A 21,139-nucleotide genomic window follows, 5' to 3' on the forward strand; every position below is an offset into this window, starting at 1 on the left:
GCGGGGAGGGACCCGACCAACGACTCGGAGTGTGCTCATGACAGCCCGTGTGGGCGTCGTCACCTTCCCCGGTTCCCTCGACGACAAGGACGCCGCGCGCGCCGTCGCGCTGGCCGGTGCCGAACCCGTCTCCCTGTGGCACGGGGACGCCGACCTCAGGGGCGTCGACGCGGTCGTCCTGCCCGGCGGCTTCTCCTACGGCGACTACCTGCGCTGCGGCGCCATCGCCAGCTTCGCGCCGCTGATGTCGGAGCTCGTCCCCGCCGCCCGTTCCGGGGCGCTGCCCGTCCTGGGCATCTGCAACGGCTTCCAGATCCTGTGCGAGAGCCACCTGCTGCCGGGGGCGCTCACCCGCAACTCCAGCCTGCGGTTCGTCAACCGCGAGCAGCGGCTGCGCGTGGAGACCACCGCCACCGCCTGGACCCGCGACTACACCGAGGGCCAGGAGATCCTGGTCGTCCTCAAGAGCGGGGAGGGCAGCTACGTCGCCGACGAGGCCACCCTCGACGCCCTGGAGGCGCAGAACCGGGTCGTGGTCAGGTACCTGGACTCCGACCCCAACGGCTCGCGCCGCGGGATCGCCGGGATCACCAACGAGCACGGCAACGTGGTCGGCCTCATGCCGCACCCCGAGCACGCCGTCGAGGCGCTGACCGGCCCCTCCACCGAGGGCCTGGGCTTCTTCACCTCGATCCTCGCCCGCCTGGGCGACAAGACCCCGGCCGGAGTCTGAGACCGACCCGGCCCCGCCGCACACCGACAAGGGGACGATCCTCGCGATGATGGCGCTCCTGCGCTCCCGGACCACGATGTACGTACTCGTCGGCATCGTCGTCGTGGGCCTGGTGGTGTCGGCCGCCGTCGGGCTGTTCAACTCCCTGGGCGCCGCAACGGCCGGATCCCCCCGGGCGGGCCAGGAGAGCGGGACGCCGCCCGCACAAGAGGCCGACGTGCCCGACGTCTCCTCCCTGGGCTCCGTGCCGCCCGGGCTGTCCTACTCCTCCGACCCGGACGCCGACGTGTACTGCCGGCAGGAGGGGTGCGCCCGGCTCGTCACCGTCCTCACCGAGGACGGCGAGGTCACCGGGGACGCCCGCGCCACCGTCCAGGAGGTCTACGACCACCTGCTGGACCGGGGCTGGAAGATCATGCTCCCCGAGGGCGCGGAGTCGCCCGAGGACGTGCCGCCGGAGCAGACCGTGCTGACCGACGACACCGTCATGATCGCCGACACCTCCACGGGCGGCGCCGGGGAGCCCGCGGTGCTGATGGTCCGCTACGCGGACCTCACCCGCTGACCCCGCCCACGACCCTCCGCGCCGGTCGGCGGACGCCGCGGCCCGGCCCACAACCGCACACCCCGAACGGAACCACGCATGTCTGAAGTACCTCGTCTCGACACCGTCGCCGTGGCGCAGAACAGCCCGGACACGCCTCAGCCGTACGCCGAACTGGGCATGGCGAAGGATGAGTACGAGCGGGTCCGCGAGATCCTGGGCCGCCGCCCCACCTCCGCCGAGCTGGCCATCTACTCGGTCATGTGGAGCGAGCACTGCTCGTACAAGTCGTCCAAGGTGCACCTGCGCCAGTTCGGCGAGAAGGCCCCCCACAGCGACGCCCTGCTGGTCGGCATGGGCGAGAACGCGGGTGTGGTGGACGTCGGCGACGGCCGCGCGGTGACCTTCAAGATCGAGTCGCACAACCACCCCTCCTACGTGGAGCCGCACCAGGGCGCGGCCACCGGCGTCGGCGGCATCGTCCGCGACATCCTCACCATGGGCGCCCGCCCGGTGGCGGTCATGGACGCGCTGCGGTTCGGTCCGGCCGACGCGGACGACACCAAGCGGGTGCTGCCGGGCGTGGTCTCGGGCATCTCCTTCTACGGCAACTGCCTGGGCCTGCCCAACATCGGCGGCGAGATCGGCTTCGGCACCGGCTACCTGGGCAACCCGCTGGTCAACGCGCTGTGCGTGGGCGTGATGAAGCACGAGGACATCAAGCTGGCGCAGGCGCCCGGCCCGGGCAACAAGGTGGTGCTGTTCGGCTCCACCACCGGCCCCGACGGCATCGGCGGCGCCTCGGTGCTGGCCAGCGCGACCTTCGACGACGAGTCGCACGCCAAGCGGCCCAGCGTCCAGGTCGGCGACCCGTTCATGGAGAAGCTGCTCATCGAGTGCAGCCTGGAGCTGTTCGCCAAGGACCTGGTCGTGGGCATCCAGGACCTGGGCGCGGCGGGCGTCTCCTGCGCCACCACCGAGCTGGCGGCGGGCGGCACCGGCGGCATGGACATCCGGCTGGACCGGGTGCCGCTGCGCGACCCGCGGCTCACTCCCGAGGAGATCCTCATGAGCGAGTCGCAGGAGCGCATGATGGCGATCGTGGAGCCCGCCAAGATGGACGAGTTCCTGGCCATCTGCGAGAAGTGGCAGATCCTGGCCACGGAGATCGGCGAGGTCACCGACGTCACCCCCGAGGAGGCCGAGCGCGGCGGGCGCCTGGTCATGACCTGGCACGGGGAGACCGTGGTGGACATGCCGCCGCGGACCGCCTCCGATGAGGGCCCGGTCTACGAGCGCCCCTACGCCCGCCCGGAGTCGCAGGACGCCCTCCAGGCCGACGACGCCGCCGACCTGCCCCGGCCCGCGACCGACGCGGAGCTGCGCGGGCAGCTGCTGCGGGTGCTGGGCGCGCCGGGCGTGGGCGACCCGACCTGGGTGACGCAGCAGTACGACAGCTACGTGCGCGGCGACACCGTGGTGTCCAACCCGCACGACGCCGGGATGATCCGCATCGCCGACGACTCCCACCGGGGCGTCGCGCTGTCCACCGACGGCAACGGCCGCTACACGCGCCTGGACCCCTACGCGGGCACCCAGCTCGCGTACGCCGAGGCGTACCGCAACGTGGCGGCGACCGGCGCCCGGCCGCTGGCGGTCACCAACTGCCTCAACTTCGGCTCCCCCGAGGACCCGGGCGTGATGTGGCAGTTCGCCGAGTCCACCCGGGGCCTGGCCGACGCCTGCAAGGCGCTGGGCACCCCGGTGACCGGCGGCAACGTGAGCTTCTACAACCAGACCGGCGACGTCGCGATCAACCCGACCCCGGTGATCGGCGTGCTGGGCGTCATCGACGACGTGCGCACCCGCCTCAAGACGGCGTTCTCCGAGGAGGGCGCCCGGGTCTTCCTGCTGGGCGAGACCCGGCCGGAGTTCGGGGGCTCGGCGTGGGCCGACACCGTCCACGGCCACCTGGGCGGACTGCCGCCGCGGGTGGACCTGACGGCGGAGGCGGCGCTGGGCGAGGTGCTGGCGGAGGCCGCCGAGAGCGGTCTGGCCGCGGCGGCCCACGACCTGTCCGACGGCGGCCTGGGCGTGGCCCTGGCCGAGTCGGCGCTGCGCGGCGGGACGGGTGTGCGGGTGACGGTGTCCGCGGACGTGTTCACCGCCCTGTTCAGCGAGTCCGGCGCCCGCGCGATCGTCGCGGTGGCCCCGGGCGGCGAAGAGGGGCTCGTGGCGCTGGCGGCCCGCCACGGCGTGCCGGTGGAGCAGATCGGCACCGTGGGCGGGGACGCCCTGGTGGTGTCGCACGGCGGCGGGGCCGTGGAGGTCCCGCTGGCCGAGCTGCGCGAGGCCTACGAGTCCGCGCTGCCCACCCTGCTGGGCGACCTGTAGCACCGCTCCGCCGCGGGGGCGGGGCGCCGTCGGCGCCCCGCCCCCGCGGCGTTCCCCACCCGGCCTTCCCCTACTCGTCGCCGACGCCGGCGACGACGACCGGTGTGCCGCCGGGAGCGGACACGTACCGGTCGAGGACGTCCCGGGTGGAGAGGCCGCCCCCCTCGATCCGCGGGACACGGGCTACGGACACCCCCGTCGCCGGGCGGACACCCGGTTCGCCGGACATCCCTGCTCCGCATGGGGCGGGGTCGGGGAGGGGGCCGGCGGGGGTAGGGGTAGAGGGAGGGACCGGAGGTGGTCGCGATGGGTCGCGAGAAACTGCGGCGTGGACGGTTGAAGGGGCCGCTGGGCAGCCCGGAGCGCCCGGCGAGCGCGCTGGGGTTCCGGCTGGTGCTGGCGGTGTTCGGCTGCCTGGTACTGGCGGCGGGCACGGTGGTGTCGGTGGTGGCGCAGGCCCCGCTGTGGCTGGTGGTGCTGCTGGGGGCCGGGTTCGCGGCGTCGTGCGTGAACGTCTACTGGGTGGCCCGGAGGCTGCGCTACGAGCGCCCGGGATGCTGATCACTCCGAGCCGGGTTCGCCGTCGAGGTCGAGGTCGACCGAGACCATCCGGTGGTCGGAGTGCGGCACGTCCGGGTTGTCCGGGTTCTGGGCGGTGAACTCCTCGGTGACGAGGATGTGGTCGATCTCCTGCGGCGGCCCGGCCAGGCTGGGAATCGTGTTGAAGGGCCGCTCGAAGGGGTCGTGCAGGCCGGCGTCGGTGAGGATCGACCACGCCGGGTTCCCGGGCTCGATGTTGAGGTCCCCGGCCAGGACCACCGGCCGCCCCTGGGACCTGGCCCCCTCGACGAGGTCCGCCAGGTCCCGCAGCTGGGCCCGGGCGCTCTCGGCGGTGAAGTCGTAGGTCCGCGGCTGTACGTGGGTGGCGATGACGCTGACCTCGGTGCCGCCGTCCCAGCGCACGACGGCCTCCAGGGCCTGGGCGCCGGTCGGTCCGCTGGGGGTGAGCGTGTGCCCGCGCACCGCGGTGACCTCCTGCGAGGTGAGCAGGGCGTCGCCCCACAGGGGCCCGTCGGCCGGGGCCCAGTAGGCCCGCATGCCGAGCTGCTCGGCGGTGAGGGAGAGGGCGTCGTGGCCGCCGTTGAGCATCCATCCGCGGTCGACCTCGCTGAGGACGACGATGTCGGGCAGGCCACCGCCGAGCAGCGCGATCTGCTCGTGGAGCGCGTAGCGCCCGTCCATGCCGAACCCCATGCGCACGTTGTAGGCGGCCACCCGCAGCCCCGAGGAGGGTTCGTGGGCCTGCTCCGCCCCGGTGCGGAACGAGGTGTGCCAGGTCGGCGCGGCCACCGTGAGCACCAGCGCCAGCGCGGCGGCCCCGGCGGTCAGCCAGGGCCGCCCGGAGCGGGCCGGGACCGGGCCGCGGCCGGTCATCGCCGCCGCGAGGGGTACCAGGGCCAGGAACGGCACCAGCGCGTTGCCGTAGTACAGGTCGTAGGCGGCGTAGAACCCGAAGACCAGGACCGCCAGCAGGAACAGCCCGCCGAACGCCGCCCACCCGGTGGCGGCGCGCCCCGGCCGGCCCGTCCGGTGCACCGCCCACCCGGCGCAGCCCGCCAGGGCGAGCTGGCCGGCCGGCAGGGCGGCCAGGGCCCAGGCGGGCCAGACCCCGGGGACGCCGCCGGCGTCCGAGGGCGCCGCCCACAGCACGGCGAGCGCCGCCGCCAGGACGGCGAACGCGGCCGCCGGGTGCCCGGTGGACCAGCGCGGGTCGGCCGCGACCATCACGGACAGCACGGCGGCGGTGGCCACCAGCGCGGCGGCCACGGGCGTCTCCCCGATGGCCTCGCCCACCGCCGGGTTGGCCGTGTACAGCCCGGAGAGGAACAGCAGCGGGCCCAGGGCGAGCCAGGCCCGGGCGGGGACGGCCCGGGGCTCACCGCCCCCCGGCCCGTGCCGGTACGCCCCGGCGGCGGCCCAGGCGAACAGGGCGACCTCGGCGACCGCCCCGGCCCAGGCCAGAGGCCCGTCCCGCCACACGAGGTCGACGGTGTTGAGGAGGGTGTGGACCACGGCGGTGGCGGCGACGCCGGTGACGACCCCGACCATCACCCCGTGCCCGGTGGCCCGCGGGTGGTCGACGGTGGCCATGGCGGAGGCGGTCAGCCACACGGTCCCCGCCCCGACCAGGAACGACGCCAGGTACAGCTGCGGAGCGCCGCCGTCGGTGGCCTGGAGGGCCAGGCGCCCGACCGCGAGCACGGCGCCCGCGGCCAGCGCGGTGCGGGCGGGCTCCAGGCGGCGGGCGGCGGCGACGAAGGGGACGGGGGCGAGGAACCAGGCGAGGGCGTAGAGGCCCATCAGCTCCGCCGGGGTCTCCCCCGCCCGCCCGAAGAGGGTGGTGAGCGAGGGCAGGAACACCCGCAGGGCGTCCAGGAACAGCACGGTTCCCACCGCGACGGCGAATCGGTCCCAGCGCATGGTCCTCCAGGGGTCGTCGCCCGCAGCGGTGGACATGAATGATCCTCATGTCCTGCTCGCGCGCGTACAAGGGGCACGCATCCCCCGATTCCCCGAAGTCATCCCACTATGCGGGCGGCTCCCCATGAGCGTCGCAAAAGCGACCGGCCGCGGCCCCGGCCGTGACCTTTCCGCGCCGGCGCCCGGCCCGGCGGCCCGGCACCCGGCCGCGCCGGGCCGGTCCCCTCCCTGCCGCTCACCCCCGTCCGCGGCCGTCCTCGCGCACCAGGTCGGCGGCGCGCTCGCCCAGCGCCAGGACCATGACCATCGGGTTGGGCGTGGGCAGGGTCGGGAAAACGGACGCGTCCGCGATCCGCAGCCCGCGCAGCCCCCGGACCCGCAGCCGCGGGTCGACCACGGCCATCGGGTCGTCCGCGGCGCCCATCCGGCAGGTACCCGCCGGGTGGTAGACGGTGTGGGCGGCGCGGCGCCCGTACTCCGACAGCTCCTCGTCGGTCCGCACCCCGGGGCCGGGGGCGACCTCCTCCTCGATCCAGGAGCGGAACGGCTCGGTCGCCGCGACCTCGCGGGCGATCTTGAGGCCGTCGACGACGGTCCGCTCGTCGTAGCCGTCGGGGTCGGTGAAGTACCGGAAGTCCAGGGCGGGCTTGTCCCGGGGGTCGGCGCTGGTGAGGTAGAGCCTGCCGCGCGAGCGCGAGCGCGGGATGTTGGGCGTCATGCAGACCGCGTGGCCCTCGGGAGGGGAGGCGTAGCCCAGCCGCTTCGTGTTGTCGTCGAAGGGGACCTGGTAGATGTGGAACATCAGGTCCGGGCGGGGGTCGGAGCCGTCCCGCCGGACGAACAGCGCGGCGTCGGAGTGCATCACCGTGTTCTGCGGCACCGGCCTGCTCGTCCGCCACATGATGATCGACTCGGGGTGGTCGAGCAGGTTCTCCCCCACGCCCGGCAGGTCGTGGCGGGGCTCCACCCCCACCTCGCGCAGGTGCCCGGCGGCGCCGATCCCCGAGAGCAGCAGCAGCCGGGGCGTGTCGACGGCGCCCGCGCACAGGATCACCTCGCGCCGCGCCGACACCGACAGGCGCGCCCCCTCCCGGTCCGCGGCCTCCACCCCGGTGGCGCGGTCGCCGTCCAGGACGACCCGGTCCACCCAGGTCTCCAGCAGCACGGTGAGGTTGTCGCGCACGTCCATGACCGGGTGCAGGTAGGCGACCGACGCGGAGGACCGGTACCCGGTGTAGGGGTCGTAGGCGACGGACAGGAACCCGGCGCCGTCGGCGAACCCGCCCCCGTGCGAGGTCAGGGCGTTGAAGTCCTCGACCACGGGGACGCCCGCCGCCTCCGCCGCCGCGTCCACCCAGTCGCGGACCATGGCGTTGCGGTCCTTCTCGGCGACCGGGACGATGTTGCACTTGATCCGGTCGGCGTAGGACTGGACGGTGGCGTTGTCCCAGCCCTCGGCGCCGGCGGCCACCCAGTCGTCGAGGTCCCGGGCGAAGGGCCGGAAGCTGATGAGCGTGTTGTGGGAGGAGCAGCCGCCGAGCACGCGGGCCCGGGAGTGCAGGATGTGGGAGTTGCCGCGGGGCTGCTCGGTGGTCGTGTACTTCAGGTCGAGGTCGCCGTCGAGGACGCCCAGCCAGTCGCGCAGGCGGAGCACGTGCTCCAGGTCCCGGTCGTCGGGCCCGCCCTCGATCAGGCAGACGGTGGTCCCGGGGTCCTCGGTGAGCCGGTCGGCGAGCACCGAGCCCGCGGTGCCGCCGCCGACGATCACGTAGTCGTAGGTGTGCTGGGACACGCGCTGATTCCTCTCGTGGTCCTGACGGGGGGAGGGGCCGACCCGGGGCGCGGCGGCGCCGCGCCGCGGGCCGGGCGGTCAGCCGAACCAGCGCTGCGGCTCGGGGGACAGGTTCCGGTAGATGTGCTTGGCCTCGCGGTACTCGGCGAGGCCGGACGGCCCGAGTTCGCGGCCGATGCCGCTGCGGCCGAACCCGCCCCACTCGGCGCCGGGGAAGTAGGGGCCGTAGTCGTTGATCCAGACGGTGCCGTGGCGCAGCGCCGCGGCCACCCGCTCGCCGCGCGCGGTGTCGCCGGTCCAGACCCCGCCGGAGAGCCCGTAGTCGGTGTCGTTGCCCAGGGCGATCGCCTCCTCCTCCGTGCGGAAGCGCTCGACGGTGACGACGGGGCCGAACACCTCGGTGCGGACGATGTCCATGGAGCGGTCGCAGTCGACGAACACCGTGGGGCGGTGGAAGTAGCCGTCCCGGAGTTCGGGCTCCGCGGGGCGCCCGCCCCCGGCGATGATCCGGGCGCCCTCCTCGACGCCGCGGGCGACGGCGGCCTCCACCTTGGCGCGGTGGTGCTCCGACACCAGCGGGCCGCAGCGCACCCCCCGGTCCTGGCCGCGGCCCAGGCGGATCGCGTCGGCGCGGCGGGCCAGCTCGGCGGTGAAGGCGTCGTGGACGTCCTCGTGGACGATGAGCCGGGCCCCGGCCGAGCACACCTGCCCGGAGTGGAAGAACGCGGCGCTGAGGGCGTGGTCGACGGCGGTGTCCAGGTCCACGTCCGGGAAGACGATGTTGGGGTTCTTGCCGCCCAGCTCCAGGGCGATCCTCTTGACCGTGGGAGCGGCGGCGGCCATGATCCGCCGCCCGGTGTCCAGGCCGCCGGTGAAGGACACCAGGTCCACGCCGGGGTGCGCGGCCAGGGCCGCGCCCGGACCAGGGCCGCTGCCGGTGACCACGTTGACGACGCCGGCGGGGACGCCCGCCTCGACCAGCAGCTCCATGAGCTTGAGGGTGGTGACCGGGGTGACCTCGGTGGGCTTGACCACGCAGGTGTTCCCCGCGGCCAGCGCCGGGGCGAGCTTCCAGGAGAGCTGGAGCAGCGGGTAGTTCCACGGGGTGATGAGGGCGCAGACGCCGACCGGCTCGTACACGATCCGGCTCTGGACGCCCTCGGGCGCGGACACCAGGCGCCCGGCGTCCTTGTCGGCCAGGCCCGCGTAGTAGCGGAAGACGGCGGTGACGTCGTCGACGTCGATGCCGCCCTCCTCCACGGTCTTGCCGGTGTCGAGGGACTCGGCCAGGGCGATCTCCGCGCGGTCCCGCCGCAGGAGGCCGGCGACGCGTTCCAGCAGCAGGCCCCGCTCCCCCGCCGGGGTGCTCCGCCAGGGGCCGGAGAAGGCCCGCCGGGCGGCGGCGACCGCGTCCCCGGCGTCGTCCGGGCCGCCCTCGCTGACCACGGTCAGCACGGAGGCGTCGGCGGGGTCGACGATCTCCCGGACCCGGCCGTCCCGGGCCGCCCTCCACTCCCCGTCGACGTGGATGCTGGTGGCGCGGACCGAGCCCGCAGGGGCCAGGTAGGGCGCCTCCGGGAGGGTGTCATGGCGTTCGTTCACGGGCCCGGTCTGCCCCCGTCCGCCCGGCGCAAACAACGCCGTGCGGCGGCCCGGCGGGCGGGCGCGGCCGGCCCCTCCCCGGAACCCGGGGAATACGGGGAGGAGGCTTTGACGTACATTGAGGTGTACCTCCGTGCTCCGCCCGGTCCGTGGGCGTCCGGCACCGACGGCCCCGACCGGGTCCCGACCGCGCACCTTCGAGGAAAGCACCAGATGTTGTTGGAGCAGGAACGACGGGACGTCTGCCTCGCCGCCCGCACCCTCGCCGCCGCCCCCGGCGTCGCGCCCGGTGAATCCGCCACCCTCAGCGTGCGCCGCGGCGACCTGGTCGTCGTCACCCCGCACGGCATCCCGCTGGACCAGATCCAGCCCGCCGACTGCCCGGTGATGTCCCTGGACGACCGGATGCTGGAGGGCCGCCGCGACCCGGCGGCCGAGACCACCCTGCACATGGCGGTCCACCGGCGGTCCGCCGGCCACGGGCGCGAGGTCGGCGCCGTGGTCAACGCGTTCACCGCCGACACCGTGGCGGCCTCCTCGGTCCTGGTCGAGCTGCCCCCGATCCACCACCGCGCCGCCGCCCTGGGCGGGGCGATCGCGGTCACCCCGTACGCCACCTACGGCACCGGCGACATCGCCGACCAGGCGGTCAAGGCGCTCAAGGGCCGCGACGCCGCCCTGCTGGCCGACCACGGCGGGGTCGCCCTGGGCCGGGGCCTGGAGCACGCCCTGGAGAACCTGCGCCTGCTCGACTGGCTGTGCGCCGCCTACCTGCGCGCCCGGATGGTCGGCCACCCCCGCGTCCTGTCCGAGGACGAGCTCGCCGCCGTCGCGCACCGCGACTCCTACGGCTGGGCCGGACCCGACATCTGGTGACCGGCCCCCCGCCCGCCCCCGGAGGGGGCGCCGCGGCCCCGCGTCAGGCGTCCTCCCCGTCGTCGCCCTCCTCGTCGTCGGAGAGCTCGTCGGGCCGGGTCCAGGCCAGGTAGCAGGCCGGGAACGCGGCGTGGGTCATGGCGGTGACCACCACCAGCGGTGCCAGGACGACCAGGGGGACCGCCGCGCCCATGTCGGTTCCGGGCGCCGCCGCGGCGAACCCGGCCGTCACCCCGACGAGGAGGGTGGCCAGGGCGGCCGTCACGTGGTGCCCGAGGCGGGTGGCCCGGTCCATCTCCGCCCGCTGGAACTCGTCCAGGCCCCGGTAGCCCGCCACCCACCGGGCGGCGATGTTGATGTGGGTCGAGATCACCGCGCTCGTGACCAGCAGGACGACGAACCCGGCGACCCCGGCGAGCGACCACGACGCGTCGGCGGCCAGGGGCAGGACGAGGACGGCCGCCGCCCCGAGGGTGGTGGCAAGGAAGACGGCGACGGCGGCGCGGCGGCGCGGGCGGGCCGCCCAGAAGGCCCGGCGGCGCGGGTTCTCGATCAGGGCGCGCATGCGCTCCTGGGTCCGGTCGTCGGGCTGTCCGATGAACATGGTGATCCTTCGCTGTGGTGCGGTCGGGCGTGGCCCGGGAGGGTGCTGTCGGCCGGTCCGGCGGCCGGGGTCCTAGGCGTCGGGGTCGTCGACGACCTCGTCGGGCTGGGTCCAGGCCGCGTGCAGCGCGGGCAGCGACGTGTGCACGATGATGAGCGTCCACAGCAGCGGCAGCGCCAGCACGGCGGGGAACACCGGCTCCCCGGGCAGGAACGAGGGCGCCCCCGCGGCGATCAACCCGGCGAACAGCAGGGCCGTGGTGCCCCGGTGCCCGAACCGGACGGAGCGGTCCCGCTCCGCCCGCTGGCGCTCGTCGAGCAGGCGGTAGGGCAGGGACATCCGGGTCGCCTTGTTGAGCCGGGTCGCGAGCACCGCCGAGGCGAACGCCGCCACGGCGAACGCCAGGGCGAAGAGCAGCGACACCTGCGAGGGCAGGGCCACCGCGGCGGCGAGCAGCGGGACCGAGGCCGCGGACACCGCGGCGGACAGCGCCGCGAGGCGGCGGCGCCGGGCGCGGGAGGCCCAGGCCCGGCGGAACCGCGGGTTCTCGGTGCTCAGATAGGCGGCGCGGTCGTTGTCCTCGATCACGCGGGAGGGGCGGAACTCGTCGACGATACGGCCGATCATGGTGGTACCTCGTCTCGCTCTCGTTCTCGTTGTCCGGGTACGGGCGCGGCGGTCAGCCGCCGATGCGGGGGAAGGGCTCGGTGGAGAACACGACCTCCACGGAGACCTCGAAGTAGCGGGCGATCCGCAGGGCCAGGTGGAGGCTGGGGCTGTACTCGCCCCGCTCCAGGTAGCCGACGGTCTGGTAGTGCACCCCGAGCGCCTCGGCGAGCTGGCGGCGGGAGACCTCCCGCTCCGCCCGCAGCATGGCGATCCGGTTGTAGATGACCTCGGCGTTCCCGGCCGCCGCCTTGCCGCGGCGGCCGTTCCCGCCCTTCTTCTCCTCAGTAGCCACGCTGCATCGCCTGCTCCCGGGCCTGCTGGACCCTCGACCCCGACGTCTTGCGGGCCATCCGGCGCAGCACCCACTGGGCGACGGCGAACCCGCCCACGGCCCACAGCGCCAGGACCGCGGCGACCTGCGGCAGCTGCCAGGTGCCCGTGAGCTCGGCGGCGGCGTGGGACCCGGGCAGGACCGCGGCGCGCACGCCCAGGCCGACCCAGTACACGGGGAAGACCTGGGCGACGGTCTGGAGCCACCCCGGCATCACGGCGATGGGCAGGAGCACGCCCGAGACCCCGGTCAGCCCCATGACGGGGAGCATGAGCAGGCCGACGCCGGTGCGCGGGTTGCTGAGCAGGGAGCCGACCACGGCGCCGATCGGGGCGATGGCGAGCAGGGACAGCACGCAGACCCACGCCAGGGTGACCGCCCCGGCGACCCCCTGGACGGCGAACCCGTCGATGAGGATGATCCCGGGCACCAGCATCAGGGCCAGGGACAGGGCCGACATGGTGACGAGGTACCAGGTCTTGCCCACCGCGTAGCCGACCATCCCGTCGGGGACGACCCGGGAGCGCAGCAGGGTGCCGTCCTCGCGTTCGCTGCCGACGACCTGGGCGATGGTGATGGTGCCGAGCAGCAGGAGCAGCATGGTCACGCCGGAGGCCATGAGGAACGCGCCCAGGGGCGTCCCCCCGCCCTCCACCGTGGAGTCCGCGGTGAACAGGGCGATGGCCAGGAAGAGGGCGGGGGTGAGCAGGTAGCCGCCGATCACCTCGCCGAAGTTGCCGAACGTGTTCTTGAACTCGATCCAGCCGCGCGAGAGGCCGACGCGGACGGCGTTGAGGGCGGGGTTCATCGGATCTCCTCGGCGAACTCGGCGGCGGCCCGGTCGGCGTCGCCGGACTCGGAGCGCTGGACCAGGTCGAGGTAGACCTCCTCCAGCGAGGGGCGCAGGACCTTGAGGTCGGTGACGGCGTCGCCGTGCTCCCGGTACAGCCCGGCGACGTACCGGGCCGGGTTGTCGGTGGCGTGCACGTGGCGGACGCCCCCGACGGACCAGGTGACCTCGCTCTGCATGCCGACCAGGGAGGAGAGCCGGTCCGCGCTGCCGTCGGCGACGATGCGCCCGCCGGCGAGGATGAGGACGCGGTCGGCGAGCTTCTCCGCCTCGGCCAGGTCGTGGGTGGTGAGCAGGACGGTGGTGTCGTCCTCGTCGGTGAGCCGGTGGACCAGCTCGTGGAAGTCGCGGCGGGCCTGGGGGTCCAGGCCGGTGGTGGGCTCATCGAGGAAGAGCAGCTCGGGGCGGCCGACCAGGCCCAGGGCGACGTCGACCCGGCGGCGCTGCCCGCCGGAGAGCGTGCGCAGCCGCTTGTGGGACTGCTCCTCCAGGCCCAGCGACGCCAGCAGCTCGTCGGTGTCGTAGGGGCGGGGGCGGCCGGGCTCCGCGTAGGGGGCGTGGAAGCGGCCGAAGTGGTCCACGAGGTCGCGCACCTTCCAGGCGGCGTGGTCGCGCCAGGACTGCATGACCACGCCGATCCGGGACCGCCAGCGCTCGTCGCCCCGCGCGGGGTCGGTGCCCAGCACGTCGACCTCGCCCGCGGAGCGGGCCCGGAAGCCCTCCAGGATCTCCACGGTGGTGGTCTTGCCCGCACCGTTGGGACCCAGCAGGGCGACGACCTCGCCGCGGCGGGCGGTCAGGTCGACACCGCGCAGGACCTCGGTCGTCCCGTAGTTCATCCGCAGGCCGCGCACGGTGATCGCCGCCTCGGCCGGCACCCCGTGCGCCACCTCCCGGGCCACCGATCGTGCTCTGGCATCCGCCATGGCCGCACCTCCCTCGTCGTCCTTCTATTGCGATTGATAGTACATGTACTACATCCAGAAGAACAAGGACTACATCTGGATGCAGAGGCGATACGGCTTGACGCAGGTGGACTATCGGGGGTGAAGGCGCAGCTCAGCGCGGCCACCCGGCCGCGTCCGGCCGACCGCACGAAATCCGTCGGCGGCCGTGTCGGAACCCCCCTGGACCCCGAAACCGGGTACGGATACTCAAGAGGGGAGTCCCCCCGACACGCCACACTGGTGCCGACGACCGCAGACCCCGCTGGAAGGCCCCAAGATGCGCTGCAGCTACATCCGGCTCCTCGTCAACGACTACGAGGCCTGCTTCAGGTTCTACTCCGACGTGCTCAAGTTCCCCGTGCTGCGCGGCGACGAGCACAGCCGCTACGCCGAGTTCGACGTGGACTCCACCACCCGCCTCGCGCTGAACCAGCGCGAGGTCATGGCCGAGGCGCTGGAGACGGACACCGCCGACCCCGAGCTCCCCCACCAGGACCGCATGGCCGTGGTGTTCGAGGTGGACGACGTGGACGCGACCGCCGCCCGGCTGGTCTCCGACGGGGCGCGCCAGGTGATGGCGCCGCGCGACTGGACGGCGTGGGGGACCCGGGCCGCCCACTTCCGCGACCCGGACGGCTACCTGCTGGAGATCAGCAGCCCGCTCCTGTGAATCACGGGGCCACGTGCTCCACCAGCAGCTCGTTGACCCGGTCCGCCCGCTCCACCCCGAGCAGGTGGGCGGCGCCCGGGACGACCTCGAACCGGGCGTCGGCGATGCCGTCGGCGAGCCTGCGCCCGTGCCCGGGCGGCAGCATCGGGTCGTGCGCGGCCGACACCACCAGGGAGGGCACCCGCACCCCCGCGACCAGGTGGCGCTGGTCCATCGTGTGCACCGCGTCGCACACCGCGGCGAACGCCCCGGGGTCGATCCGGCCCAGCTCCCCGGTGAACCGGTCGACCACGTCGGGGCGCAGCTCGCCCATGTCGGGGGTGAACCAGGGCAGCGACACATCGGCGAGCACCGACTCCATCCCGGCCTCGCGCACCCGGTCCGCCAGCAGGCCCCACCGGTGCGCGGGGGGCGTGCGCGGCGCGGCGGCCAGCAGGGCGATCCGCTCCAGGGTGCGCGGGGAGTTGGCGGCGATCCACACCACCAGCGAGGCGGCGAACCCGGCTCCCACCGCCGACACCCGCGTCATCTGAAGCCGCTCCAGCAGCGCCAGCACGTCCAGGGCGAGGTCCTCCAAACCGCACGGCCCGTCGCCGGCCGGCGAGGTGCCGTGGCCGCGGTGGTTGATCCGCAGGACCCGGCGGTTGCGGGTCAGCTCGGGCATCTGCGGCTCCCACACCGACAGGGTGGTGCCGAACGGCGGGACGAGCAGCACGACCGGGGCGTGCCGCGGTCCGTCGATCCGGTACTGGAGCGGAATGGTCATGAGGCCTCCGAGTCGCCAGAACGCCAGGGTATCCGCAAGCACCGCGGCGCCCCCCACTTTCGACCCGCATGGAGGACAGAACCTGACCTGCACCGTTTCTAGGGTGGGGAGCACCGAGACGGCGACAGAGAAGGCGGTTCACCATGACGACGGACACCGAGCGCACGTCCCTGCTCAAGATGCTCGCCGACCAGCGGGACTTCCTGCGGTACACGCTCAAGGGCGTCGACGGGGAGCAGGCCTCCCGGCGCACCACCGCCAGCGAGCTGACCCTCGTGGGACTGGTCAAGCACGTGTCCGAGGCGGAGCGGAACTGGATCCGGTTCGCCCAGGAGGGGCCCGCCGCCGAGCCGGTCGACTACGAGGACCCGGGGACCTGGCAGGAGCAGGTCGACAGCTTCCGCCTGCTGGAGGGCGAGACCCTGGAGGGCGTGCTGGCCGGGTACCAGCGGGTCGGGGCCCGGACGGAGGAGTACGTGCTCTCCCTGCCCGACCTGGAGCGGAGCCACCCGCTCCCGGCCGCGCCGTGGTTCGAGGAGGGCGCCTCCTGGTCGGTCCGCGACGTCCTGCTGCACATCCTCCGCGAGACCGCCCAGCACTGCGGCCACGCCGACGTCATCCGCGAGTCCCTCGACGGCCAGAAGACGATGGGCTGACCCGGTGCCCGGGCCCCGCACACGACGACGGGGTGCGCCCGAAGGCGCACCCCGTCGTGAAAAGGCGGCGAGGGCCGCTTCCGCATCCCCCCTCAAAGTACGGAAGCGCCCCTCGCCTGGGAAACGGCCTGCGACTCCTCCCCCCTGGAGTCGCGGCCTGGAAGGTCCGCACACGGCCGACCCGCTGCACTCGGGACCCCGGGCCCCGGAGCGACGTTGTCGTTCCGTGTTGATAGAGACACTACCCACCCCGACCTCGATAGACAACCCTAAGTCACGAGGAATAACTTAAAGTGATCACCATTCCTCCGTCGATACCGGCCCAAGTCGCCGCGGGCAGTGTCAACCCGGGGTCATGATCGACTCCCCCGAAGGCGCACATAGCCTGGTCGGGTGAGATCACCGCTGCTCAGTCCCCGATGGATCGGCGTCCACCTCGGCATCCTCCTGGTCGCCGCGGTGTGCACCGCCGGAACCTCCTGGCAGTTCGTCCGCGCCTTCGAGCCGGACCGCGAGGTCATCACCAACCCGGTGGAGGACCTCGCCGACGCCGTACCGCTCGACGGGCTGCTCGAACCCGGCGAGTACATGCACCCGGAGACCTTCGCCAACACGGCGGTCACCGTCACCGGCCGCTACGCCCCGCGGGACACGCTTCTGGTGCCGCGCACGGAGGACGGCGTCCCGGGCCACGACGTCATCCTGCCGCTGGTCACCGACGACGGCGCCGCCGTCACCGTCGACCGCGGCTGGGTCCCCGAGGACGGTGCGGTCCCCGAGGTCACCGCCGACGAGGTCACCGTCTCCGGCTGGCTGCTGCCGCCGGTCTCGGACGGCGGGTTCACCCCCGTCGCCACCCGGGAGGGGACGGTGGAGCGGATCGCCACCTCGCTGCTCGTCAACGAGTGGGACCACCCCCTCTACGAGGGCTACGTCATCCTGCCCGAGGGCGACCCCGCGGCCGAGGGCCTGACGCCGGTGCCGCCGCCAGAGCCGCCCACCGGGTTCACGGTCAACTGGCGGAGCCTGAGCTACACCGTCCAGTGGGCGATGTTCGGCGCCTCCGCGCTGGTGTTCTGGGTCCTGCTGATGCGGCGGGAGCTGGCGGACGCGCGCCGGGCCCGGAACGCCGAAGGGGCCGCCCCCGGTTCGGAGGAGGCCCCGGAGTCCGAGGATCAGCCCGCGGGCGCCGGCTCCTGAGCCGGGGAGGCCCCCGCCTCCCGCGCCTTCTCCGTCCTGACCACGCGGTGCTCGACCACGAAGCCCAGGACCGGGATGGTCCCCGCCAGGACCACCCCGAGCGTCTTGGGCGCGCTCCAGCGGCGGTCCAGGGCGACCCACAGCACCACCAGCACGTACACCATGTAGATGTAGCCGTGCGGCATGGCGATGAACAGCATCAGCGGCGACTCGGGGCCGAACCACCTCTCCAGACCGGCCGGCGCCGCCACGAGGGAGAACCGCGCGGTCTCCCCGATCAGGTACTTGGCGGGCATGGCCGCGAAGGTCAGGCCCAGCAGGAAGACACCGGTCACATAGGCCAGCACCCGGTACAACGCCAACGACACACGGCTCTTGTCCACCGCTACTCCACACCCACTCAGACGGCTCGCTCCCCGAGGAGGGTCGGGGTCCCTTTCCCGAGGCTAAACGCTGTCCGGAACCGGCCGTCGCCGGGGTGGCGCGTGCCGTTCCCCACCCCCGCCCCCGCGGCGCGGACCCGGCGGGCCCGCGCCCGGGTCACCTCTTGGCGACGCGGTCAGGGCTGGACCACCGGCCGTCGGACTGCGCGGTCCAGGCCTTCGGGATCATCCTGAGCGTGATGAACGCGTCCACGACCCGGATCGGGAAGAAGAGCAGCCCGTACAGCAGGTACGACGGCCGCCGCCGGATCGCGGTCATGACGCAGGTCAGCATGTAGTCGGGGATGAGCAGGCCCATCGCCAGCGCGGTCAGGGGCAGGAACGCGGTGACCGCGGTGAAGGACGTCCCCACCAGCGGCACCGACACGAACGCCTCCCCGGCGAGCGTGCCGACCAGGACGAACCCGGCGACGAGCGTGGTCAGCAGCAGGATGGCCGACACCACCACGACCTCGAAGATGTACAGCCCCAGGAACAGCCAGAACGTGCTGGGCCAGATACCGTGGCGCCGCACCGTCTGCCAGAACCCCAGCGTCCACCGCCCGACCTGCTTGCGGTAGTCGGAGAAGGTGAACGGGTCCTGGCTGTAGGCCTTGGTGTCCGGCCGCATCGAGATCCGTCCCAGGCGCTTGTGCTGCACCTCGAACGTCATGTTGAAGTCCTCGATGACCAGCCCCTTGGGGTTGACCTCGATCTCCCGCAGCGCCTCGCTGCGGTAGACGCTGGCGAAGCCGGGGACGATGAACGACGCGTTGGTCCCCCGCCAGGTCTGCCCGAACCTCATGAAGTACTGGAGCATGAAGTACAGGCGGTCGCGGTAGGCGGAGATCGTCCGGCCGACGAAGGTGCGCTCCCCGGGCTTCCACTCCGACACCACGAACCCGGCGACGGCGGCCACCTTGGGGTCGCGCAGCTGGCGCCGCACCCCGTCGACGTACCCCTGGTCGAGCTCGGTGTCGGCGTCGAGGATGAGCACGCCGTCGTAGTTCTCGGTGAGCGCGAACTCCTCGATGACGGCCTCGATGGCCCCGGCCTTGCCGCGGTTGGTCAGCAGTTCCAGGACGTTGACCCCGGTCTTGGCGGCGATCTCCGCGGTGGAGTCCCGGGAGGAGTCCGACACGACGTAGATGTCCCACCGGGGGAACAGGCCCAGCGCCGAGGAGATGGCCCCTCCGATGACCGGCTCCTCGTTGTGGGCGGGGATGATCACGGCGATGGTGGCGTTCCGGGGCTCCTCCCCGCCCCGGGCCGCCACGGCGTCCTCGGTGCCGTCGGAGTCGGCGGACGCGACGGCGGAGCCGCCGGAGCCGACGAGGACGCGTTCGCGGGAGCGGACGGCGCGGCGGTCGCCGGCCGTGGTGTCGCGCCGCAGCACGGCGCGGACGGAGTCGTCGCCCAGGCGCAGCGCCCCGACGACGGTCCAGAGCAGGAGGTTGGCGCCGAAGGCGAGCCACAGGAACACGTACCCCACGGGGCCGAGTCCGGCTGCGGCGGCCATGTCGGTCGCGAAGTCGAACCAGAGAACGAAGAGTGCGGCGGCCAGTACCAGGGCGATCAGCCCGACCAGCAGGCCGCCGACGAAGCGCACGATACGCACAGCCTTGGGACCCCTCCCGAAAGTCAGCGGTTTCGGACCGACATTAACCCGCTAAGTCGGCGTTAGGTTGACGCCCTGCCACCTGGAGGGGTTCACCCGAGTTCGCGTCCTATGTAGGCCACGGAAATCGTATACACGGGCTTGTGCGAAGTGGTACCCATTAGAAGATATTTGAGATCGGGGGCCGGAGGCGCACGCGCCACCGGTTTATAACCGGACGTCCCTGACATCTCGCCCCTTCATCATGTTCTGGGACGGACGGAGACAAGGAGAGTGCACGGCGTGATCGGTGAACCGGTTCCCCCAGCACCCGGACCCGCTCCGACCGACTCGGGCCGAGACCCCGCCGCCGACTCCGTGACCGGCGGGGACACCTCGCCGGAGCGACGGGTCCGGGTGGCGATCCACCAGCCGCACTACCTCCCGTGGCTGGGAATGGTCGACAAACTCGACCGTTGTGACCGCTTCGTCGTCCTCGATACGGTCCAGTTCGAACGACGCGGCTGGCAAAACCGCAACTATGTGGCCGGACGTGGACGTCCCGTGCTATTGACAGTTCCCGTCGCCCAGGGCAGTCGGGAGGACCTGATTCTGGACAAAGCCATTGACAACAGCCAGAAATGGAGGAGCAAGCACTTCAAGGCACTGGCAGAACACTGTTACCCCAAGACGCCCTACTGGAACGATTACAAGGAAGAAATCGCCCGCCTGTACGAAACCGAGTGGGACGACCTCGCGGGCCTGGCCATCGCGACCACGCGGATGGTGATGCGCGGCTTCGGCATCGACACCCCGGTCCTGCGCGCCAGCGAGATCGGCGACTTCCCCGGCCACAAGAGCGAGCTGCTGGCCCAGATCTGCACCAAGACCGGAGCGGACGTGCTGCTGTCCGGCGACGGTGCCCGGGACTACCTCGACCCGCGGGTCCTGATGCGTTACGGGATCGACGTCGAGTGGCAGGGGTTCCGGCACCCGGTGTACCGCCAGCACCAGCGGGAGGCCGACGACTTCGCCCCCCGCCTGTCGGCGCTCGACCTGCTGCTCAACGCGGGTCCCGGCGCCCTGGAGATCCTCCGTGGGGCGCGAACACGGGGCTGATCTCCACGAGGAGCCGATCTCACCGTGGCGGCACCGCGGCCGCCGTGTCACCCGGGGTGCCCCGCGCCGCGCGGGCGCGCGCCCCCACCCGGTAGGTAAAGGACGGGAAGGCAGCATGACGACGGACTGGTCCCAGGAGCGCATCCTGGTCCTCGCACCCCACCCCGACGACGAGACGCTCGGCTGCGGCGGCCTCATGAGCAAGGCCAAGGCCGCCGGCGCCGAGGTCTTCGTGCAGTTCATGACCGTCGGGGACACGGCCGACCAGTCGCCGAAGGGCTTCTCCACCGCGGAGGAGCGCTACGCCGAGATCAAGAAGGTCGCCGACCACTTCCGCTGGGACGACTGGCACATGGCCCTGCCCGGCGACGAGTACCACCTGCGGCTGGACGCGGTGCCCCGCGTGGACCTCACCCGGATCATCGAGGCCACCAGCCCGCTGTCCGTGGCGCGGCTGCGGCCCACCACGGTCATCGCGCCCCACCGGACCAGCTACAACCAGGACCACCAGGTGACGGCCGAGGCGGTGCACACCGCCCTGCGCCCCTCCGACAGGGCGCTGCGCCACCACCCGCGCCTGGTGCTGGCCTACGAGGAGGCCGCGGACCAGTGGCGGCTGGAGCACGCGCCCTCCCCCAACCTCATCGTCGAGCTGTCCGAGAAGGAGATGGGGGACAAGCTCCTCGGCATGGAGCTGTACGGGTCGCAGAGCCACCGGCACCCGCACACCCGCTCGGACCTGACCCTGCGCAGCCTGGCCGTCCTGCGGGGCATGCAGGCCGGCGTCGCCCTCGGCGAGGGGTTCCACGTCCTGCGCTGCCTGGCTTGAACGGCGCCGGACCCCGCCCCGGCACCCGGACTCCCCCACCCGTCCCATTTCGCGCCA

The 21,139-nt window shown here is 73.2% G+C and carries 22 protein-coding genes; 10 read left to right on the plus strand and 12 right to left on the minus strand.

The window, feature by feature from the left end:
* Window positions 1-37 precede the first annotated feature (37 nt).
* From purQ to purL, 3 genes are all read left to right on the plus strand, one after another.
* Entirely contained in the window at window positions 38-733 is a 696-nt protein-coding gene (purQ, locus tag BUE45_RS18720; RefSeq protein ID WP_073380647.1) for a phosphoribosylformylglycinamidine synthase subunit PurQ, read from the plus strand.
* A 46-nt stretch (window positions 734-779) separates the two neighbouring features.
* Entirely contained in the window at window positions 780-1,298 is a 519-nt protein-coding gene (locus tag BUE45_RS18725) for a hypothetical protein (RefSeq protein ID WP_073380648.1), read from the plus strand.
* Window positions 1,299-1,376: 78 nt separating this feature from the next.
* Window positions 1,377-3,671: a phosphoribosylformylglycinamidine synthase subunit PurL gene (gene purL / locus BUE45_RS18730; RefSeq protein ID WP_073380649.1), complete on the plus strand. Its 2,295-nt coding sequence runs from the start codon at window positions 1,377-1,379 to the stop codon at window positions 3,669-3,671.
* A 70-nt stretch (window positions 3,672-3,741) separates the two neighbouring features.
* Here the strand turns inward: purL and BUE45_RS32975 are convergent, their stop codons facing one another.
* Complete coding sequence (locus tag BUE45_RS32975; RefSeq protein ID WP_245833345.1) at window positions 3,742-3,900, minus strand: hypothetical protein; 159 nt, start codon at window positions 3,898-3,900, stop codon at window positions 3,742-3,744.
* A 77-nt stretch (window positions 3,901-3,977) separates the two neighbouring features.
* On the opposite strand from BUE45_RS32975, the gene BUE45_RS18735 reads away from it, so the two are divergent.
* Complete coding sequence (locus BUE45_RS18735; protein WP_073380696.1) at window positions 3,978-4,232, plus strand: hypothetical protein; 255 nt, start codon at window positions 3,978-3,980, stop codon at window positions 4,230-4,232.
* On the opposite strand, the gene BUE45_RS18740 is transcribed toward BUE45_RS18735, so the two are convergent.
* The 3 genes from BUE45_RS18740 to BUE45_RS18750 form a co-directional block, all read right to left on the minus strand.
* Window positions 4,233-6,188 carry an endonuclease/exonuclease/phosphatase family protein gene (locus BUE45_RS18740; protein WP_245833346.1) on the minus strand — a complete coding sequence of 652 codons (1,956 nt, stop codon included), beginning with the start codon at window positions 6,186-6,188 and terminating at the stop codon, window positions 4,233-4,235.
* Window positions 6,189-6,387: 199 nt separating this feature from the next.
* Window positions 6,388-7,944, minus strand: coding sequence for a GMC family oxidoreductase (locus tag BUE45_RS18745; protein ID WP_073380650.1), 1,557 nt, complete (start codon window positions 7,942-7,944; stop codon window positions 6,388-6,390).
* A gap of 78 nt (window positions 7,945-8,022) precedes the next feature.
* A complete protein-coding gene (locus tag BUE45_RS18750) occupies window positions 8,023-9,546 on the minus strand; it encodes an aldehyde dehydrogenase family protein (protein WP_073380651.1) in 1,524 nt (507 codons plus the stop codon).
* A gap of 213 nt (window positions 9,547-9,759) precedes the next feature.
* Here BUE45_RS18750 and BUE45_RS18755 point away from each other — a divergent pair, with 213 nt between their 5' ends.
* Complete coding sequence (locus BUE45_RS18755; protein ID WP_073380652.1) at window positions 9,760-10,422, plus strand: class II aldolase/adducin family protein; 663 nt, start codon at window positions 9,760-9,762, stop codon at window positions 10,420-10,422.
* Window positions 10,423-10,465: 43 nt separating this feature from the next.
* On the opposite strand, the gene BUE45_RS18760 is transcribed toward BUE45_RS18755, so the two are convergent.
* From BUE45_RS18760 to BUE45_RS18780, 5 genes are all read right to left on the minus strand, one after another.
* The gene (locus BUE45_RS18760) at window positions 10,466-11,026 is read right to left on the minus strand and encodes a hypothetical protein (protein ID WP_084737480.1); all 561 of its coding nucleotides are present in this window, start codon (window positions 11,024-11,026) and stop codon (window positions 10,466-10,468) included.
* A 72-nt stretch (window positions 11,027-11,098) separates the two neighbouring features.
* On the minus strand, window positions 11,099-11,653 hold the full coding sequence (locus BUE45_RS18765) for a hypothetical protein (protein WP_073380653.1): 555 nt from the start codon (window positions 11,651-11,653) through the stop codon (window positions 11,099-11,101).
* Window positions 11,654-11,705: 52 nt separating this feature from the next.
* On the minus strand, window positions 11,706-11,987 hold the full coding sequence (locus BUE45_RS18770) for a helix-turn-helix transcriptional regulator (protein ID WP_073380654.1): 282 nt from the start codon (window positions 11,985-11,987) through the stop codon (window positions 11,706-11,708).
* Entirely contained in the window at window positions 11,977-12,834 is an 858-nt protein-coding gene (locus BUE45_RS18775; protein WP_073380655.1) for an ABC transporter permease, read from the minus strand. Before BUE45_RS18775 ends, BUE45_RS18770 begins: the two co-directional genes overlap by 11 nt.
* Entirely contained in the window at window positions 12,831-13,802 is a 972-nt protein-coding gene (locus BUE45_RS18780; protein WP_073380656.1) for an ABC transporter ATP-binding protein, read from the minus strand. The genes BUE45_RS18775 and BUE45_RS18780 overlap by 4 nt, the downstream gene beginning before the upstream one ends.
* Window positions 13,803-14,100: 298 nt before the next feature.
* Between BUE45_RS18780 and BUE45_RS18785 the strand changes: the two genes are divergently transcribed.
* The gene (locus tag BUE45_RS18785) at window positions 14,101-14,493 is read left to right on the plus strand and encodes a VOC family protein (RefSeq protein WP_073380657.1); all 393 of its coding nucleotides are present in this window, start codon (window positions 14,101-14,103) and stop codon (window positions 14,491-14,493) included.
* Window position 14,494: 1 nt separating this feature from the next.
* Here the strand turns inward: BUE45_RS18785 and BUE45_RS18790 are convergent, their stop codons facing one another.
* Window positions 14,495-15,259 carry an alpha/beta fold hydrolase gene (locus BUE45_RS18790; protein ID WP_073380658.1) on the minus strand — a complete coding sequence of 255 codons (765 nt, stop codon included), beginning with the start codon at window positions 15,257-15,259 and terminating at the stop codon, window positions 14,495-14,497.
* Between the two features lie 143 nt (window positions 15,260-15,402).
* Here BUE45_RS18790 and BUE45_RS18795 point away from each other — a divergent pair, with 143 nt between their 5' ends.
* Together BUE45_RS18795 and BUE45_RS18800 are read left to right on the plus strand one after the other, a co-directional pair.
* The gene (locus BUE45_RS18795) at window positions 15,403-15,915 is read left to right on the plus strand and encodes a DinB family protein (RefSeq protein WP_073380659.1); all 513 of its coding nucleotides are present in this window, start codon (window positions 15,403-15,405) and stop codon (window positions 15,913-15,915) included.
* 393 nt (window positions 15,916-16,308) lie between these two features.
* Window positions 16,309-17,115, plus strand: a complete 807-nt coding sequence (locus tag BUE45_RS18800; RefSeq protein WP_073380660.1) for an SURF1 family protein — start codon at window positions 16,309-16,311, stop codon at window positions 17,113-17,115.
* On the opposite strand, the gene BUE45_RS18805 is transcribed toward BUE45_RS18800, so the two are convergent.
* A complete protein-coding gene (locus tag BUE45_RS18805; protein ID WP_178378574.1) occupies window positions 17,091-17,498 on the minus strand; it encodes a DUF3817 domain-containing protein in 408 nt (135 codons plus the stop codon). The two genes, BUE45_RS18800 and BUE45_RS18805, sit on opposite strands and share 25 nt — an antisense overlap.
* A gap of 157 nt (window positions 17,499-17,655) precedes the next feature.
* A complete protein-coding gene (locus BUE45_RS18810) occupies window positions 17,656-19,155 on the minus strand; it encodes a glycosyltransferase family 2 protein (protein ID WP_073380661.1) in 1,500 nt (499 codons plus the stop codon).
* 396 nt (window positions 19,156-19,551) lie between these two features.
* On the opposite strand from BUE45_RS18810, the gene BUE45_RS18815 reads away from it, so the two are divergent.
* Both BUE45_RS18815 and BUE45_RS18820 read left to right on the plus strand, forming a co-directional pair.
* On the plus strand, window positions 19,552-20,253 hold the full coding sequence (locus tag BUE45_RS18815; protein ID WP_281256359.1) for a WbqC family protein: 702 nt from the start codon (window positions 19,552-19,554) through the stop codon (window positions 20,251-20,253).
* Between the two features lie 115 nt (window positions 20,254-20,368).
* Window positions 20,369-21,082 carry a PIG-L deacetylase family protein gene (locus BUE45_RS18820; protein ID WP_073380663.1) on the plus strand — a complete coding sequence of 238 codons (714 nt, stop codon included), beginning with the start codon at window positions 20,369-20,371 and terminating at the stop codon, window positions 21,080-21,082.
* Window positions 21,083-21,139 lie beyond the last annotated feature (57 nt).

This window comes from Nocardiopsis flavescens, from assembly GCF_900141985.1.
Taxonomy (GTDB): domain Bacteria; phylum Actinomycetota; class Actinomycetes; order Streptosporangiales; family Streptosporangiaceae; genus Nocardiopsis; species Nocardiopsis flavescens.